Origin of the sequence: Gracilibacillus pellucidus (assembly GCF_033949965.1) — a bacterium.
Taxonomy (GTDB): domain Bacteria; phylum Bacillota; class Bacilli; order Bacillales; family Amphibacillaceae; genus Gracilibacillus; species Gracilibacillus pellucidus.
Genome location: NZ_JAWZSR010000008.1, coordinates 1 through 16,704, shown reverse-complemented (window position 1 = coordinate 16,704; position 16,704 = coordinate 1). Strand labels below are relative to the sequence as shown.

General features: G+C 36.4%; 16 protein-coding genes. All 16 read right to left on the bottom strand.

Annotated features, from left to right (window positions below):
- Window positions 1–3: 3 nt before the first annotated feature.
- Window positions 4–1,404 carry an ATP-dependent protease ATPase subunit HslU gene (hslU, locus tag SH601_RS13125; protein WP_319958787.1) on the bottom strand — a complete coding sequence of 467 codons (1,401 nt, stop codon included), beginning with the start codon at window positions 1,402–1,404 and terminating at the stop codon, window positions 4–6.
- A gap of 18 nt (window positions 1,405–1,422) precedes the next feature.
- Window positions 1,423–1,965: an ATP-dependent protease subunit HslV gene (gene hslV / locus SH601_RS13120; RefSeq protein WP_319958786.1), complete on the bottom strand. Its 543-nt coding sequence runs from the start codon at window positions 1,963–1,965 to the stop codon at window positions 1,423–1,425.
- 10 nt (window positions 1,966–1,975) lie between these two features.
- Window positions 1,976–2,881: a tyrosine recombinase XerC gene (gene xerC / locus SH601_RS13115; protein WP_319958785.1), complete on the bottom strand. Its 906-nt coding sequence runs from the start codon at window positions 2,879–2,881 to the stop codon at window positions 1,976–1,978.
- 485 nt (window positions 2,882–3,366) lie between these two features.
- Entirely contained in the window at window positions 3,367–5,445 is a 2,079-nt protein-coding gene (topA, locus tag SH601_RS13110) for a type I DNA topoisomerase (RefSeq protein ID WP_319958784.1), read from the bottom strand.
- Window positions 5,446–5,591: 146 nt separating this feature from the next.
- Complete coding sequence (dprA, locus tag SH601_RS13105) at window positions 5,592–6,488, bottom strand: DNA-processing protein DprA (RefSeq protein ID WP_319958783.1); 897 nt, start codon at window positions 6,486–6,488, stop codon at window positions 5,592–5,594.
- Window positions 6,489–6,595: 107 nt separating this feature from the next.
- A complete protein-coding gene (gene sucD / locus SH601_RS13100; RefSeq protein ID WP_319958782.1) occupies window positions 6,596–7,498 on the bottom strand; it encodes a succinate--CoA ligase subunit alpha in 903 nt (300 codons plus the stop codon).
- A 36-nt stretch (window positions 7,499–7,534) separates the two neighbouring features.
- Window positions 7,535–8,701, bottom strand: a complete 1,167-nt coding sequence (gene sucC / locus SH601_RS13095; protein ID WP_319958781.1) for an ADP-forming succinate--CoA ligase subunit beta — start codon at window positions 8,699–8,701, stop codon at window positions 7,535–7,537.
- Between the two features lie 114 nt (window positions 8,702–8,815).
- Window positions 8,816–9,097 (bottom strand): EscU/YscU/HrcU family type III secretion system export apparatus switch protein, encoded by a 282-nt coding sequence (locus tag SH601_RS13090; RefSeq protein ID WP_319958780.1) that lies wholly within the window; start codon window positions 9,095–9,097, stop codon window positions 8,816–8,818.
- Window positions 9,094–11,142 carry a transglycosylase SLT domain-containing protein gene (locus tag SH601_RS13085; protein ID WP_319958779.1) on the bottom strand — a complete coding sequence of 683 codons (2,049 nt, stop codon included), beginning with the start codon at window positions 11,140–11,142 and terminating at the stop codon, window positions 9,094–9,096. Before SH601_RS13085 ends, SH601_RS13090 begins: the two co-directional genes overlap by 4 nt.
- Before the next feature lie 4 nt (window positions 11,143–11,146).
- Window positions 11,147–11,917, bottom strand: coding sequence for a ribonuclease HII (locus SH601_RS13080; RefSeq protein ID WP_319958778.1), 771 nt, complete (start codon window positions 11,915–11,917; stop codon window positions 11,147–11,149).
- 685 nt (window positions 11,918–12,602) lie between these two features.
- A complete protein-coding gene (ylqF, locus tag SH601_RS13075) occupies window positions 12,603–13,457 on the bottom strand; it encodes a ribosome biogenesis GTPase YlqF (protein ID WP_319958777.1) in 855 nt (284 codons plus the stop codon).
- A gap of 20 nt (window positions 13,458–13,477) precedes the next feature.
- The gene (gene lepB, locus SH601_RS13070) at window positions 13,478–14,029 is read right to left on the bottom strand and encodes a signal peptidase I (RefSeq protein WP_319958776.1); all 552 of its coding nucleotides are present in this window, start codon (window positions 14,027–14,029) and stop codon (window positions 13,478–13,480) included.
- 88 nt (window positions 14,030–14,117) lie between these two features.
- Window positions 14,118–14,462, bottom strand: coding sequence for a 50S ribosomal protein L19 (gene rplS / locus SH601_RS13065; RefSeq protein ID WP_319958775.1), 345 nt, complete (start codon window positions 14,460–14,462; stop codon window positions 14,118–14,120).
- Between the two features lie 119 nt (window positions 14,463–14,581).
- On the bottom strand, window positions 14,582–15,313 hold the full coding sequence (gene trmD, locus SH601_RS13060) for a tRNA (guanosine(37)-N1)-methyltransferase TrmD (RefSeq protein ID WP_319958774.1): 732 nt from the start codon (window positions 15,311–15,313) through the stop codon (window positions 14,582–14,584).
- Window positions 15,313–15,822, bottom strand: coding sequence for a ribosome maturation factor RimM (gene rimM, locus SH601_RS13055; RefSeq protein ID WP_319958773.1), 510 nt, complete (start codon window positions 15,820–15,822; stop codon window positions 15,313–15,315). Before rimM ends, trmD begins: the two co-directional genes overlap by 1 nt.
- 18 nt (window positions 15,823–15,840) lie before the next feature.
- Entirely contained in the window at window positions 15,841–16,227 is a 387-nt protein-coding gene (locus SH601_RS13050; RefSeq protein WP_319958772.1) for a YlqD family protein, read from the bottom strand.
- Window positions 16,228–16,704: the final 477 nt, after the last annotated feature.

Sequence of the window (16,704 nt, the reverse complement as noted above, 5' to 3'; positions counted from 1 at the left end):
AAATTATAAAATAAATTGACTTAAGTCTTTGTTTTTTGCTATTGACTTTAATTTTTCATTTACATAGTTTTCTGTTATCTCAATATTACCTATCCCTATATCTGATGCTTCGTAAGATAACTCTTCTAACAATTTCTCTAAAATAGTGTGTAATCTTCTAGCACCGATATTATCTGTCTCTTGATTCACTTCATAAGCTATCTCTGCCAAGCGTTGAATCGCTTCTTTCGTGAATGAAATGGTAATTCCTTCTGTTTCAAGCAGTGCTTTATATTGTTTAATAAGTGCATTAGATGGCTCCGAAAGAATTCGGTTGAAATCAGCTACTGTTAATTTTTCAAATTCTACTCGAATCGGAAATCGACCTTGTAATTCCGGAATAAGATCAGAAGGTTTAGACATATGGAATGCACCAGCTGCAATAAACAACATGTGATCTGTTTTCACCGGGCCATATTTCGTTACTATTGATGAGCCTTCTACGATTGGTAAAATATCTCGCTGTACACCTTCTCTAGATACATTTGCTGACTGTTCTTGTTTTATTGCTACTTTATCTATTTCATCAATGAAAATAATACCTGTCTGTTCTGCTTTTTCAATTGCTTGTTGCGTCACATCGTCCATATCAATTAGCTTTTGCGCCTCTTGATAGGTTAATAATTTTCTCGCTTCTTTTACTGATACAGTTCGTTTCTTTTTCTTCTTAGGGAATAATTGACCTAGAGCATCCTGCATATTCATTCCCATTTGTTCCATACCAGAACCTTGTAACATATCAAACATGTTAGAAGTTTGCTCTTCTACTTCAATAGTCACGTTTTTATCTTCTAATTCGCCAAGATCTAAAAGTTGCTTCATCTGCTGTCTTTTTTGTTTAATATCTTCTTTTTCCTGCGAATCATTCGTATTATCTGTATTATTTTGATGTTGGTTCGGATTCATAAATATGTCGAACGGATTTTTACTAGAAGTTGATTTCTTTTTAGACGGTACTAGCAAATCAATAATTCGCTCGTTTGCTTGCTCTTCTGCTCTTTCTTGTACGGCTTCCATCGCTTCTTCTTTAACCATGCGAACGGACATTTCAACTAAATCACGAACCATAGATTCTACGTCACGACCTACGTAACCTACTTCGGTGTACTTCGTTGCTTCTATTTTAATAAAAGGAGCACCGACTAATTTTGCTAGTCGTCTAGCCACTTCGGTTTTCCCTACACCTGTTGGGCCAATCATTAAAATATTTTTAGGAACGATCTCTGCTTTTAGATTTTCGGGCAATTGCATTCTTCGATATCGATTCCTTAATGCAACAGCTACTGCTTTTTTAGCATCTTCTTGTCCGATTATATATTCATTTAAACGTTCAACAATTTGTTTCGGTGTTAAATTAGTTGCCATGCACGAACCTCTCCTTTCTTATTCCAGTTCTTCTAAAATAAGCTGGTCATTTGTAAATACACAAATGTCACCTGCTACTTCAAGAGAAGCTTTTGCTATATCTTTTGCTTCCATATCTGGAGCATGTTTTTTTAATGCTCTTCCTGCACTTAAAGCATAATTACCGCCTGAACCAATTGCAAGAATACCATCATCTGGTTCAATTACTTCACCAGTACCAGATACTAATAGTAATTCTTTTTTGTTCATAACAATTAACATCGCTTCCAGTTTTCGTAAATATTTATCATTTCGCCAATCTTTTGCAAGCTCTACAGCTGCACGTGATAAATTCCCATCATATGCTTCCAGTTTTGTTTCAAAGCTTTCAAATAGGGTGAAAGCATCTGCAACAGAACCCGCAAAACCAGCTAATACTTGATCTTTAAATAATCGTCTAACCTTCTTAGCGGTATGTTTCATTACTACTTGATTTCCAAATGTTACTTGCCCGTCACCACACATAGCTGATTTACCATTATGCTGAACAGCAAATATCGTTGTTGCATGAAAAGTATCCATTGTATTCCTCCTAACGCTTTGCCCTCGGATGGGCTGTCTTATATACATTACTCAAGCGGTCTTTCGAAACGTGTGTATAAATTTGCGTTGATGATAAATGTGAATGTCCTAATAATTCTTGTACTGCTCTAAGGTCTGCTCCATTATCTAATAGGTGTGTTGCAAAACTATGACGTAATTTATGGGGATGAATATGTAATGTAATAGCAGCATCCTCCACTAATTTGTTCATAATAAGCCTTATTCCTCTTGCTGTTAACGGATTCCCTCTCGCATTAAGAAATAATATATTGCCCGGATTACTCTTATCCGTAATAAGCTTTGTTCGACTTTGATCAATATATTGTTGTAGCGATTTTTCAGCAAACTCACCAAAAGGAACATATCGTTCTTTGTTCCCCTTACCTGTGACTAATATTGTTTGAAGATCGAAGTCTATATCATCTAGTGTGAGTTGTACACACTCACTTACCCGAATACCAGTACCATACATCAGTTCTATTAATGCCATATTCCTTTTACCAAGCGTTGTACCTTGATCGATTGATTCTAACAACAACTTCATTTCCTCTTGATAAACAAAGTCAGGAATATTATGACTAGACTTAGAAATATGCAAATGAACAAATGGATTCTCTTTGACTATATCTTCACGTAGTAAATACTTAAAAAACGATCTTAAGCTTGAAATATGCCGATTGATGGATCTTTTAGATAAAGCTCTATCATGCAAAACAGTTAAGTATGTCCGAATAACACGGTAATCAACGTGCTTCAGTTCCTGAATATTTTCGGTATTTAGGAAATTAAAAAAATCAGCAATATCTTGCTCATACGCATCAATTGTCAGCTTTGATGCATTCTTTTCGATTTGTAAATATTCTAAATAAGTGATCCAATAATTAAAAAAGCTCATAATTCACCTCTAAATGCGTTAAAATATTAACACAATAGATGCAAGACCGCAATTAATTTTACAAAATTGTCATGACTTTCTTCAATATTATATTCATTCCCTATTCAATAGCCATCTAAACTTATATATCAAGAACTCTACATATATATCATAACATTGTTCGATATTTAACAAAATATATATGATTGTTGAAAAGATTCTCTAATGAAACTATGTATTTATTAAGACTTATTCAACCGTTTGATAGTTCTATTTCAGGTAAATTATTTGATTATATAAGCTCTCTCTAAAATAACAGCTATGTATACATAACGAATCCGAACAATAATGACTGAATGGCATTCACAGTAAAATACTTTCATTCAGGTTAATTGTTCGGATTCTCCGTATCAATATTTAATTACATCTAAAATTTCACAAAAACTTAACACTTTAAGGTTTATTGATTTGTAAATTCTACGGTAATTATTCAAAATATAGTGACATTAGCCTTGTGGTTCTTCATGATAATCACATGATGAACATTGTACCTGGACTTTTTTCTTTGATTTCTTTTCAACTAACATGCTATCACATTTAGGACAATCTCTGCCAACTGGCTTATCCCATGAGATAAACTCACATTCCGGATAATTGTCACATCCATAAAATACTCTACGTTTTTTCGTTTTTCTTTCCACAACGTTACCATCTTTACAACTTGGGCATTTCACACCAATTTCTTTTAATATTGGCTTCGTATTACGACAATCCGGGAAATTAGAGCAAGCTAAGAATTTACCATAGCGCCCCATTTTATATACCATTTCATGTCCACATTTTTCACATGTTACGCCAGCAGGTTCGTCACGTATTTCTATTTTTTCCATTTCTTTTTCCGCTTTTTGCAATTGTTGATCAAAGCCTGTATAGAATTGGTCGATTATCTGTACCCATTCTGTTTTACCATCTTCCACTGCATCTAAGTCACCTTCCATTTTCGCTGTAAAGGCAACATCTAGGATTTCTGGAAAGAATTCTTCAATTAACTGGATAACAATTTCACCTAATTCAGTTGGCACAAAACGCTTATTATCTAATGCGACATAACCACGTCTTTGAATAGTGTCGAGGGTTGGAGCATATGTTGAAGGCCTTCCAATCCCCTTTTCTTCCATTGTCTTCACTAGTCTTGCCTCTGTATATCTCGGAGGTGGTTGCGTAAAATGTTGATTCGGTGTAATCTTATCTGTTTTTACTTTTTCTCCTTCTGATAAATCAGGCAACCATTTATCCTTCTGTTTCTTCTGATCATCAGACCCTTCAATATATACTTCCATAAATCCTTTGAATTTTATCTTCGAACCAGTAGCTCTAAACTCAACACCATTATTCGTTAAATGAACAGTCATTGTATCCATTATTGCTTGCGCCATTTGGCTTGCAATAAATCGTTCCCAAATCAATTTATATAACTTCAGTTGATCGCGTGACAATACTGTTTTTAATGATTCCGGATCTCTTAACGCATTTGTCGGACGAATAGCTTCGTGAGCATCTTGTGCCCCTTCAGCATTTTTCGCTTTTTTTGAATAGCCTGTATACTCTTTACCATATTTATTTTGAATATATTCTTTCGCTTGTTCTTTGGCTGTATCAGAAATTCTAGTAGAATCTGTACGCATATAAGTGATTAAACCCGTTATACCACCTTCACGTCTACCAAGATCAATTCCTTCATATAATTGTTGTGCTACCATCATTGTTTTACGAGCACGGAAATTAAGTTTCCTTGCTGCTTCTTGTTGTAAAGAGGAAGTAGTAAAAGCTGGGGATGGATTCCGTTTTCTTTCACGTTTATTCACTTTATCTACATTAAACTCATTACCTTTTATTGTCGCTAGAATTTTCTCCACATCTTCTTTTGATTGAAGTGCCTTCTTCTTACCATCAACACCATAAAAAGAGCCTTCAAACGATTGTCTTCCTTTTTTAAAGATAGATTCAATACTCCAATATTCTTCTGGTTTAAAGTTTTTAATTTCTTTTTCGCGATCAATAATCATCTTAACGGCAACAGATTGTACACGTCCCGCACTTAACCCTTTTTTTACTTTCTTCCATAGTAAAGGACTAATGTTATAACCAACTAATCGATCTAATATTCTTCGTGCTTGTTGTGCATCTACTAAATCCATGTTAATTGTTCGCGGATGCTTAAATGAATCCTTTACCGCATCTTTCGTTATTTCATTGAACACAACCCGACATTCAGAATCTAAATCAATATTTAAACTATGTGCCAAGTGCCATGCAATTGCTTCCCCTTCGCGATCGGGATCGGCTGCGAGGAAAATTTTATCGGCTTTTTTGGCAGCAGTTTTTAAATCTTTCAATACAGGGCCTTTACCACGGATTGTAATATATTTTGGCTCATAGTTATTCTCTACATCTACGCCTGTTTGACTTTTTGGTAAGTCTCGTACATGCCCCATAGATGCCCTTACTTTATATTTTTTTCCTAAATATCTTTCAATTGTTTTTGCTTTTGCTGGTGACTCAACGATTACTAGATATTGTGCCATATTCATTATACCCTCCCGAGAGGCAAAATCATTCCATTTATCTATGTGATATTTTTGCTTTTTTATAAGTTAAATCTTCCCTATTATTAAATACTTTCTTATGATTTGTCAAACAATGCTATACAAAAAACTAGAATGAATGACATTTATTTTCCTTTTTTATTCATCTGCTTTAGTAGATATTCTTCTAAAATATCACCACTAGCTTGTACTAGTCTTGCCCCTTCTTTTATTAAATGATTACAGCCTGAACTCGTTTCTGCAAGAATGGATCCTGGTACAGCAAAAACTTCTTTTCCTTGATCTAACGCTTGGTCTACCGTAATTAACGTACCACTTTTCTCTTTTGCCTCAATAACAAGCGTTGCAAAGCTTAAACCACTTATAATTCTATTTCTTTCCGGGAAATGATATTTTCTTGGTGATTGATCAGGTGGGTATTCTGATACTAATAAATTGTTCTGTGCAATTTGATTAAACAATTCACGATGTTGGCTAGGATATACATGGTTAAAGCCACCACCTAAAACTGCAATCGTTGGTGCTTGGTTCTCTAATGCCAATTGATGTGCGAAACCGTCTATACCTAATGCCATTCCACTTGTAAAAAGAAAATGATAGTTGGTTAAAGGGATAAGCAGGCGATTCATAATGGTCTTAGCATACTTTGATGGATATCTTGTACCAATTACACTAAGGTTAGGAGAATGGGTTAGCAAATGTGAGTTACCATGGAGATACAAAACAAACGGAGGATCTGGAATTTGCTTCAACGTTTCGGGGTAAGCTTCATTAAAAATAGTCAGTATTTGATAGGTCTTTCGAAAAGCAACAATTCGTCGTTTTATTTCCTTATTCTTCAACCTATCTGCTAAAAAAATTGCCTTTTCTTCATTTAATAAACATTTTTCCCTCCAATCACTAACATCCCATTTGTAAATGTGTTCAAGCCTTGAATCTTTCTGCAAAATCTTCTTCATAAGTTTTCGATTGTTTCCTGTAATATAGTGAAGATGAATTAAGTGCCATTCAATTGTTTCCATCCATAAGTTCACCTCTTTGTATTAATGAAGAAACAAGAAAAACTCGAATAACGCTTTACTGGATCTTTTTATCCTATTCGAGTTTTTCTGCTCTTCTTTAGTTGTTTTTAATGTGTCTTACATTTGTCATACAGATCTTTTTCTTTCAGAACACTAATTAAGGTTTCACCCATTACAGATGGCGTCTCAGCAACCTCAATTCCACATTCATTCATCGTTTTAATCTTTTCGTCTGCTGTACCTTTACCACCTGAAATAATGGCTCCAGCATGCCCCATACGTTTTCCAGGAGGTGCAGTTCGACCACCAATAAATCCTACAACAGGTTTGGTCATATTTGCTTTTATCCATTCGGCAGCCTCTTCTTCAGCAGTTCCACCGATTTCACCGATCATCATGACAGCTTCTGTTTCTGGATCATCATTAAAAGCTTTAAGTACATCAATAAAATCTGTTCCATTAACAGGGTCTCCACCAATTCCTACCGCAGTAGATTGACCAAACCCTTTCTCCGATAATTGATGAACTGCTTCATATGTTAAAGTACCAGAACGCGAAACAACACCAATATGCCCTTTTTTATGGATATAGCCAGGCATAATACCAATTTTACATTCTTCAGGTGTAATAACTCCAGGACAGTTAGGACCTACTAGACGTGTCTTTTTCCCTTCCATATAGCGTTTTACTTTAACCATATCTAACACAGGAATATGCTCTGTAATACAAATAACAAGATCTAACTCTGCATCAACCGCTTCCATAATTGCGTCTGCTGCAAAAGGAGCTGGTACATAAATGACAGAAGCATTTGCACCTGTTTCTTTAACCGCATCGTCTACTGTGTTAAAGACAGGTACTCCTTCTACTTCTGTGCCACCCTTTTTCGGTGTAACTCCTGCGACAATTTTTGTACCATATTCCAACATTTGTTTTGTATGAAATAGTGCTGTAGAACCAGTGATACCTTGAACTAGCACTTTTGTATCTTTATTTATAAAAACACTCATCTAATGGATCCTCCTCTTTTTCTTAACAGAAATTATTTATGCCTCATTCACTAATGCAACGATTTTTTCTGCACCGTCTGCCATCGATTCTGCAGCCGAAATGTTTAAACCTGATTCAGCTAATATCTTCTTACCAGCATCAACATTTGTACCTTCTAGACGTACTACTAACGGAATGGTTAAACCTACTTCCTTCGTTGCTTGAACGACACCTTCTGCAATAACATCACATTTCATAATTCCACCGAAAATGTTAACAAAAATACCTTTTACATTTTCATCTGATAGAATTATTTTAAATGCTTCGGTTACCTTTTCTGCTGTTGCACCACCACCAACGTCTAAAAAGTTAGCGGGATCACCATTATAATGTTTAATAATATCCATTGTTGCCATTGCAAGACCTGCACCGTTTACCATACACCCAATATTTCCATCAAGTGCAATATAGCTTAAGTCATATTTTGATGCTTGGATTTCTTTTTCATCTTCTTCATCTAAATCACGATTTTCTACAACACCTTTTTGACGGAACAAGGCATTATCATCAAAATTAAGTTTCGCATCTAGTGCTAAAACCTCCCCATCACCTGTTGTAACGAGCGGATTAATTTCGGCTATAGAGCAGTCTTTAGCGACAAATGCTTGGTACAAGCCCAACATGAATTTAACCGCTTTCGATAAATATTCTGACGGAATATTTATATTAAAAGCAAGACGTCTTGCTTGATACGGTAGCAATCCTGTTACAGGGTCAATCACTTCTTTGAAGATTTTTTCTGGTGTCTGCTCAGCAACTTCCTCAATCTCCGTACCACCTTCTTCAGACGCCATCATCGTAACGCGAGAAGTAGCACGATCTAGCACAAGGCCAACATAATATTCTTTCTGAATGTCACAACCTTCTTCTATGAGTAAACGCTTTACTTCTTTCCCTTCAGGACCTGTTTGATGTGTAACCAAGGTTTTTCCTAAAATCTCATCGGCATATGTACGAACCTCATCGATATTCTTTGCTACTTTCACACCGCCTGCTTTTCCTCTACCCCCAGCGTGAATTTGAGCTTTTACTACCGAAATGGCAGAACCTAATTCCTCAGCAGCTTCTACAGCTTCAGCAACTGTATGTGCTACTTTACCGTTAGGCACCGCAACACCAAACTCGCGCAAAATCTCTTTGCCTTGATACTCGTGAATATTCATCTTTCATCCTCCCATCAATTAATCACTGCATGTTAATTGTATAAAAAAGTATTACTAATTGTCTAGGAAAGACTATGAATATTTTGACTTTTTTATGTTAGATAGCTAGAATCGCTATTTGTTCTCTAGTTTTTTATCAATCTGATAAATGTAAGCAAACACTTCTGCAACGACTTGATACAACTCCTCTGGGATTTGTTCATTAATATTGATCTCTGAAAGCATTTGAACTAAAGAAGGATCTGACTGGATTGGTACATTATTTTCCTTGGCACGTTCAATTATTTCTTCTGCTACATATCCTTTTCCACTCGCTGTTAATCTGGGGGCAACCTCACTTTCTGGGTCAAACCTAAGTGCAGCTGCCCGCTTCTTATATCTTTCTTGTTCAGTCATATACGATAATCAATCCCTTCATTTTTCACCAAATCCAAGCTGGAATTCGCTGACTTAACTCGGCCATCATTCTTAGCTTCACCTGATATTAATTTGTGTGTAACCGATGATAAATGGAAGTCTAATGTGGACATTTTTTCTTTTAAGATCGGTGTAAAGTTATCCATCACTTGTTTCAAATCTTTGTGATCATTATATACAGAAATATAGACAATCCTTTTTTGGATAGACATGGCAATCATTGTCTCTCCTAGCGTTTGCAAATCTAAATGGAATAGTACTTTACAAAAGTCGGGATCAATCTCTTCACTGCCTTGACGCCTTTTTCCTTCGAATTGCATCTGTATGTCATTAGCTAAACCAAATCGTTCTCCTGGGATATGATACACTTGTTGAGAAATGACTTGATCATTATTAGGTACCATGTTTAATTGTAATCCTGTGAATGCTTGAATAAGGCGTTGAATTTGTTGAGTAGCCACCTCTGGATGTTGTTGACTTACAGCTAATAAATTTTGTTTTAATGATTGTTCAACTTCTCTTCCTTGTATCAACGTATCCTGTTGTATAGCTTGACGCATTATGTTCAACAATTGCTCTTTCGTTGCTGTTTGATCTACCGTTGTTAACAACTGCTGGAGATGCCTAATCGTTTGCTGATCTGTAACCTTACCTTCAGAAACATTTAAACGTTGAATAAACTTGATTATTTGCTGATTTTCTGCAGGAGATGGTTGAGCATTGCCTAGCCATTGCCGTACTACTTGACGATCACTTGCTGACATTTCAACCATTATAGATTGAAGTAATGTACTAACAGTATTAGTAGTTTGGCTTTTCGACTGCGCCATACTTGCTAATTGTGCTTCATCCTTTATTCCGCTCGTTTGGATAAAATGCTTCATCATATGGGAAAATTGATCACTGATCGGTAGTGAACTAGGATTAGTGCCGTTCACATGTAATAACAATGCTCTAAGCATATTTTGATCTGATTGTGGTACTTGTAGGGCATTTAGCCTTTGTAAAATGGTAAGAACTTGCCCGTCTGTTCTTGCATTGGACGATGATTGCTCTATCCACTGTTGTATAAGCGTTTGATCACTTTTCGGTAATGTTACCATCATTTTATTAAAAAATGTTTGATTCGTAACATTCTCTTTCAATGTGGTGGTTTCCTTCCCCTGTGCAACTAATTGATTTAAACGACTAACAAAAGATTCAAAAGCACTGCTCTCTTCAATTTGAAACGGTAGTTGCTGGCTTAGTAATTGATGTAAGGATTGCGCAAATGTACTAGACTGTGTAGGAGTTAAAGGACGATTTCCCAATTGCTCGAGTTGTGAGACTTGCTCCGGTAATAATCGTGTAAACAATTGCTCTAACTGAACATGATTATTTAATACAAATTGCTGTACCATGGATCGTGACTGAACATTGTCATTTTTACCAAATATCGATAATTGCTCTTGCAATGCATTATTTAGTCTTAATAGCTGCTCTAACTGGTTTATTTGTTCACCTAAGGAGAAAGACTGAAAAGCCGCCATACTAGTAAAAGTAGCTGTTGTTAACGGCATATTACGGGTTAACATTGACATTAATACATCTCTATTTGTCTGATTGTAGCCAAATTTATCTAGCAACGTTGCTAGGCTGTGTACCTCGTTATGTGTAAAAGGAATTTGTTTATGCACTAGTTGCTGTACAAATGATGTTAATGGCCGATTGTTTTGTAAGCCGAGTTGCTGCATCATTTGTTCTGCTGCTCGATTTGGCTGAGTAAATGATTCCGTTACTTTCTTTAAGTGAATCACATCTCCAACTGATGTTACTTGAAAAAGGTAGTTTTCTTTAGCTGACAACGCTGTCTCAAGCTGAGCTACTACTTGTGCTCCACCCAACTGAATCGCTGCGCGTTGATTTGGGTAAATCTCCAGTACTTGCCCCCTTAACATTTGTCCCGGCCTTAAGCTATTTGCATCGCTCGTTTTGTTTGAATTTCCTGTTCTTAACATATTCGTAAACGAGTGTACACCTTGCATAATACTACCCCTTTTCCGTTAAAAATTTTAAAAAGCTCTGTCGATGATACGATGTTATTCCTTGAGACTTTAATGCATTAATATGCTCTGTCGTACCATATCCACTATTTCTATCAAAGCCATAGGCAGGTAATTGTTGGTGCAATTGTTCCATCATTCGATCTCTTGTAACTTTTGCAACGATACTCGCCGCCGCAATGGAAATACTTTTCTGATCGCCTTTAACAATCGCATCACTAGGTACATGTAAACGCTCCAAGGGGACAGCATCTATCAACACATGTTCTTTCTTCTGAAGCTTATCTAAGGCTTGATACATCGCCTTTTTCGATGCTTGAAGTATATTTATTTGATCAATCTCTGCTGCCTCTACTACTCCAACAGCATAATCTATCGCATTTTCGGTAATATATTGATAGAACAATTCGCGATTTTTCTTTGATAATTGTTTAGAGTCATTGATGCCTAGCAATTGAAATTCTTGTGGTAAAATAACGGCTGCGGCTACAACTGGTCCTGCTAGCGGGCCTCTCCCCACTTCATCCACACCTGCTATAAAAGAAACATTGCTATTCCATAGTTTTTGTTCATGCTGACTCATCACGTGAAAAAGTTCTTCTTGTTCTTTCACTTTTTGTTGTCTTTTCTCAAATTGTTTTAATAACGTCTGTACACCTTTACGCTCATCTGCATACAAAACCTGTAATACTTCCTCTGTTGGTTGTTTATCCATTAAATATTGCTTAATCTGACTAATCGTCCATTTTTCTTCCATTATAAAAACCTCGTTTCTTAAATTATCGGCACTTTTTCAAAAAACTAAAGAAATACCGCAACTTCATTTACGTAGTCTAAAAGCGATAGTCTATCTGTAGATAAGCTTTCTTCCACTCTATTGAGAATGAGCGCTGGTATAAAGCTCCGACAAACCACTACGCTTTCCGCGGGTACGGCTTCAGCTAATTTTCATGAAGAAGACCACTTCATGAAAATGGATCTTCAGCTCGTACTGTTCCCGCAGGAGTCTTCGTGTTTTGTCTCCGCTGTGTGATGTGATCTAATGTTTGTGAGCGGAAATACGATGATTCATTTCCAATAAGGAATGCGCTTAGTCAAATGGCATAAAATGTAAGTGTTCCTCTCTCTTCCAATAGAGAATATAACCAAAGCGAAGGCAGAATACGGAGACTCCTACAGGAATAGCATGAGCTGAAAATCCACTTTTTCAACCGCTTTTGTTGAAAAAGTTAGTTGAAGCCATGCCTGTGGAAAGCGGAGTATTCTGACGTAGCGATAATTCTAGCACTTACCAACAACAGAATGGGTGAGCGCATTTCGCGGAGTATCAAACATGGAGTAACGTCCACTCTCGCTTTTAGACTTCGTAAGTTTTTTTAAAGCAAAAAGTATACACTCATTTTCCTATTTAGTTAGGAATGGTGTATACTTTTCTTTTTGATTTATATTTCTTGATTTGGTTGTTCTAATGTGATAGTTCCGAATCTGCCTGATCGTAAATCTTGTAGAATAACATCTGCTGTTTTCTCAAAGTTCACTCTACCGCCTGATTCGAGACAGCCTCTTTTTCGGCCGATTTGTTCAAATATTTCACCCATATCCTCTGAATCTAATGTCACTTGATAACGTTCTTCAAGTAGTGATGGATATGCTTGTTGCATATACTGAATAACGAATGCCGCAACATCCTCAATTGGTAATAATTGATCTTTAATCGTGCCAATTGCCGCAAGACGGTATCCTACAGCTTGGTCCTCAAACTTAGGCCATAGTATTCCTGGTGTATCTAATAATTCAAAATCTGTCTTGACTTTAATCCATTGTTGTTTCTTTGTAACACCTGGTTTATCTCCAGTTTGTGCTATTTTCTTTTGGACAAGACGATTAATTAAAGTTGATTTCCCGACATTCGGTATACCGATAATCATTGCACGGGCTGCTCTTGGTCGTACACCTTTTCTTTTCAGGCGTTCCATCTTCTCACTTGCCATTTCCTTCGCCTTTTGTACAACATGTTGAATATCTTTACGATCATTTACATTAACCGCAATAGCAACCATTCCTTGCTCTGTAAAGTGATCAAGCCATTTATTTGTCATTTCACGGTCTGCTAAATCGTCCTTCATCAAAACAATCATTTTCGGTTTTTGATTTAAGATTTGTTGTAATAATGGATTTTCCGATGAAGCCGGTGCTCTTGCATCAACAAGTTCGATGACAAAATCCACTAGCTTCAGCTTTTCTTGTACTTGACGCTTTGCTTTTGCCATATGTCCCGGAAACCATTGAATAGTCATTTGTATCACCTCTTTTCTTGTTATTCTACGAAGCCTATTTTATTGAGTGGCCAATAGCTTACGCTCGCAACTCCTACTATTTCATCCATTGGAATAAAGCCAAGTTGCCTACTATCAGTTGAACCTGGTCGGTTATCACCTAACACAAAAACATGACCTTCAGGAACTACCTCAGCGCCATTCTCTATATCCAACAAAGTGAAATCAGTCGTATAATGGGAGGTAGCCTGCTCAATTTCGTTATGTATAAAAGGTTCTTTTACGGCCTGTCCATTGACAAATAATTGATCATTTTGATAAACAATCGTTTCACCAGGTAAACCAATCACCCTTTTTATGTAATCCTTCTTCGCCGTTGCATGAAAAATGACAACATCAAAACGATCTGGTTCACTGTATAGTTGACTAAACTTATTTACAATGATTCGATCGCCACCCTCTAGTGTTGGTAACATCGATGAACCATCTACAATAATAGGAACAGCTATGAAAGCTCGAAATAATACAACTACAAGCACGGTGATTACAATTGTCTTTAACCAATCTACCCAGTCAGTCTTTTTCTCTTCCATAAAAAGATCCCTTTCCTTTTTTATATGTAAAATATGATAATAGAAGAAAAAGGAGCCTGACAGCGCAAGCTCCTTTTCACACATTTCATTAGCGGATTTCTTTAATACGAGCTGCTTTACCACGTAGGTTACGTAGGTAATAAAGCTTAGCACGACGAACTTTACCACGACGAGTTACTTCAATCTTATCTAGACGTGGTGAATGCACAGGGAATGTACGTTCAACCCCTACACCGTAAGAAATTTTACGAACTGTGAATGTTTCACTAATACCACCGTTTTGGCGTTTAATGACAACACCTTCGAATACCTGAATACGCTCACGACTACCCTCAACAACTTTAACGTGAACTTTTACTGTATCACCAGCACGGAACTCAGGTAAATCAGTTTTAAGTTGATCTTTTGTAATTTCTTCGATTAATTTTTGCATTCTATTACACTCCTTCCAAACCAATGTTCTTATCGAATTAGACGCAGCGGAACATCGTTTATTCACCTTAAGCGTTCACTTAAGCGCAACTACCAATATAGCATATCATTCTGCATAATTCAACTGTTTTCCCATTCTTTTATCCAATTTTGTTCTTTTTCTGTTAGTTCCAGATCATTAAGTAAATCTTTTCTTCTTAAAAAGGTCCTTTTTAGTGCTTCTTTCCTGCGCCATTCTTCAATATGAGCATGATTTCCAGATAATAAAACGTCTGGCACTTTCAATCCTCGAAAATCCGCTGGTCTTGTATAATGGGGATGCTCTAATAAGCCTGTAGAGAAAGAATCTTGAACTGCGGAATCATCATTACCTAGCACTCCAGGCAACAACCTTACTATACTATCGATTACAACCATTGTACCCAATTCTCCACCTGTCAGCACATAGTCTCCGATAGAAATCTCATCTGTTACAAGCTCTGTTCTAATTCGCTCGTCATAACCTTCATAATGCCCGCAAATAAAAATCAAATGTTCTTCCTGTGCTAATTCTTCTGCTTTTTTTTGCGAATATCTCTCGCCCTGAGGACACATTAACACAACTCTTGGCTTTTTATTCGCATCCTTCTCAATGGCTTCTACCGCGTCAAAAATAGGCTGAGGTTTTAACACCATTCCTGCCCCTCCACCATAGGGATAATCATCTACTTTATTATGCTTGTTATCTGTATAGTCACGAAAGTTCACATAATTATAATCAAAAGCACCAGCATCATGAGCTTTCTTTAAAATAGATGACTCAAATACTCCTGTAAACATTTCCGGAAATAGTGATAATATATCTATTTTCATTAATCCAATAACCCTTCCATCGGTTCAATTTTAATTCGTTGTTCTTCCATATCTACTACTTTAACTACGTCTTCAATATAAGGTATTAAAATTTCTTTTCCTTTTTGCTTCACCACCCATACATCATTTGCACCAGGTGAAAGAATTTCTGTTACCTTACCAATTAGCTCACCTTCCATTGTTTCCACTTGGCAGCCAATAATTTCATGATAATAGAACTCATTATCGTCTAAATCAACTGTATCTTCTATTTTCACAACTAAAAACGATTCTTTGAAATGTTCAACATCATTGATATTGTCATAACCTTCTAAATGTAACAAGTCAAAATTCTTATGTACACGATGTCCATCAATTGTAACTTGTTTTAACTCAGGTTTATGCTTTTCTTTAATCCATAAGGTCGCGCCAACTTCAAAACGCTCTTCAAAGTCTGTAATTCTCACAACTTTTATTTCACCTTTAATACCATGTGTATTAACAATTTTACCTACTTTTAAATAATCCATATTTCTGTTTACCACCTGTTATGTAATTTTTGTAATAATACCGTCTTTAACAATAATTGATTTTTGGTTTGTTATATCATCCCAACGCATTCCTTCTTCTATTTCAAGAACTGCTTCAACCTCTCCATCGTTCAATTCGCTTCCAATCGGTAATATTTCCAATTGTTCTAATTTATACTTATACCATTTGATATGATCGTGACGATTAGACATTTCTTTTTTGAATTTAGCAGCGATTTCAGCCTTGTTAGCATCCGATTGTTGCTCTAACTTTTTTTGTTCAAATTTTAATTGTTCGCACTCTTGTTCTAGTTTGAAGATTTTAAACTGGTATTCTTCTCTTAGTTGTTCTTTGCTTTGTTCTGTTACAACTTTCTTGACAGGAATTTTCTTTATGATACGCATCGTTTCCACCTCTTCCTTGTCCACTTCAAGAGCTTGAAAACACCTAACAAAAGAATAGCACGCCTCCTAACAAAAGCGCAAGTGTCCGATCAAAACATACAAAAAAAGCTAACAACTTACGAAGTCTAAAAGCGAGAGTGGACGTTACTCCATGTTTGATACTCCGCGAAATGCGCTCACCCATTCTGTTGTTAGTAAGTGCTAGAATTATCGCTACGTCAGAATACTCCGCTTTGGTTATATTCTCTATTGGAAGAGAGAGGAATACTTACATTTCATGCCATTTGACTAAGCGCATTCCTTTTGGAAATGAATCATCGTATTTCCACTCACAAACATTAGATCACATCACACAGCGGAGACAAAACACGAAGACTCCTGCGGGAACAGTACGAGCTGAAGATCCATTTTCATGAAGTGGTCTTCTTCATGAAAATTAGCTGAAGCCGTACCCGCGGAAAGCGTAGTGGTTTGTCG

What these genes read in the sequence shown, in the direction of transcription:
- hslU (WP_319958787.1), bottom strand. Translation starts at nt 1,404, where the DNA reads ATGGCAACTAATTTAACACCGAAACAAATTGTTGAACGTTTAAATGAA.
- hslV (WP_319958786.1), bottom strand. Translation starts at nt 1,965, where the DNA reads ATGGATACTTTTCATGCAACAACGATATTTGCTGTTCAGCATAATGGT.
- xerC (WP_319958785.1), bottom strand. Translation starts at nt 2,881, where the DNA reads ATGAGCTTTTTTAATTATTGGATCACTTATTTAGAATATTTACAAATC.
- topA (WP_319958784.1), bottom strand. Translation starts at nt 5,445, where the DNA reads ATGGCACAATATCTAGTAATCGTTGAGTCACCAGCAAAAGCAAAAACA.
- dprA (WP_319958783.1), bottom strand. Translation starts at nt 6,488, where the DNA reads ATGGAAACAATTGAATGGCACTTAATTCATCTTCACTATATTACAGGA.
- sucD (WP_319958782.1), bottom strand. Translation starts at nt 7,498, where the DNA reads ATGAGTGTTTTTATAAATAAAGATACAAAAGTGCTAGTTCAAGGTATC.
- sucC (WP_319958781.1), bottom strand. Translation starts at nt 8,701, where the DNA reads ATGAATATTCACGAGTATCAAGGCAAAGAGATTTTGCGCGAGTTTGGT.
- SH601_RS13090 (WP_319958780.1), bottom strand. Translation starts at nt 9,097, where the DNA reads ATGACTGAACAAGAAAGATATAAGAAGCGGGCAGCTGCACTTAGGTTT.
- SH601_RS13085 (WP_319958779.1), bottom strand. Translation starts at nt 11,142, where the DNA reads ATGCAAGGTGTACACTCGTTTACGAATATGTTAAGAACAGGAAATTCA.
- SH601_RS13080 (WP_319958778.1), bottom strand. Translation starts at nt 11,917, where the DNA reads ATGGAAGAAAAATGGACGATTAGTCAGATTAAGCAATATTTAATGGAT.
- ylqF (WP_319958777.1), bottom strand. Translation starts at nt 13,457, where the DNA reads ATGACTATTCAATGGTTTCCGGGACATATGGCAAAAGCAAAGCGTCAA.
- lepB (WP_319958776.1), bottom strand. Translation starts at nt 14,029, where the DNA reads ATGGAAGAGAAAAAGACTGACTGGGTAGATTGGTTAAAGACAATTGTA.
- rplS (WP_319958775.1), bottom strand. Translation starts at nt 14,462, where the DNA reads ATGCAAAAATTAATCGAAGAAATTACAAAAGATCAACTTAAAACTGAT.
- trmD (WP_319958774.1), bottom strand. Translation starts at nt 15,313, where the DNA reads ATGAAAATAGATATATTATCACTATTTCCGGAAATGTTTACAGGAGTA.
- rimM (WP_319958773.1), bottom strand. Translation starts at nt 15,822, where the DNA reads ATGGATTATTTAAAAGTAGGTAAAATTGTTAATACACATGGTATTAAA.
- SH601_RS13050 (WP_319958772.1), bottom strand. Translation starts at nt 16,227, where the DNA reads ATGCGTATCATAAAGAAAATTCCTGTCAAGAAAGTTGTAACAGAACAA.